Consider the following 584-nt stretch of genomic DNA (forward strand, 5'->3'; position numbering starts at 1 on the left):
TCAATCGAAGTGATTTCATCAACTCTCTTGATTTCGAAATTAAAAAAAGCCTGACGAAAAGCATCACGCTTTTTTAAAACAATTGCCCAGCTCAACCCGGCTTGATAAGTTTCTAAACAAAGTAATTCAAATAAATAACGATCATCATGGCTGGGTTGTCCCCACTCCTGATCATGATATAAAATCATCTCCAGTGATGGTTTATTTATTTCAGAGACCCAACCACAGCGCTTTTTTTGATCATTTAATAGAAAATCAAGCTGCTGATTCTGCATAAAATTAAACCTCGTAATCCGTATCTGCATCCAGCTGGATATCGTTTTCATCAGTTTGAGTGCCACCGGCAAACTCAAAGGTTCCAGAGGCATGATAAACGTCGCCATTTTTTGTACCACTAAAATAAAGCTGAATATCGGTTACGTCAGCATCGTAAGATTCGGCAGCCGAGATAAATTCACCATTGATCGCTGAAATCCAAACCGGCAAATTAAGATTTTTATAATCAAAATGTCTTGCCGTTGATAATAGTGCCTTGTTCATCAGTGTTTGATCGTCCATAATTTCCTCCTCAATTAATTCTATAC

General features: G+C 37.5%; 2 protein-coding genes. Both read right to left on the reverse strand.

Annotation, left to right across the window (positions count from 1 at the left end; all coding sequences use genetic code 11):
* The coding region (locus KH893_RS11515) for a DNA-3-methyladenine glycosylase I (protein WP_281166243.1) at window positions 1-275 on the reverse strand (275 nt) is incomplete at its 3' end.
* A 4-nt stretch (window positions 276-279) separates the two neighbouring features.
* Window positions 280-584: hypothetical protein (locus KH893_RS11520; RefSeq protein WP_281166244.1), on the reverse strand; the 305-nt coding region annotated here is incomplete at its 5' end.

It is taken from the genome of Liquorilactobacillus sicerae (assembly GCF_029916425.1).
Lineage (GTDB): Bacteria > Bacillota > Bacilli > Lactobacillales > Lactobacillaceae > Liquorilactobacillus > Liquorilactobacillus sicerae.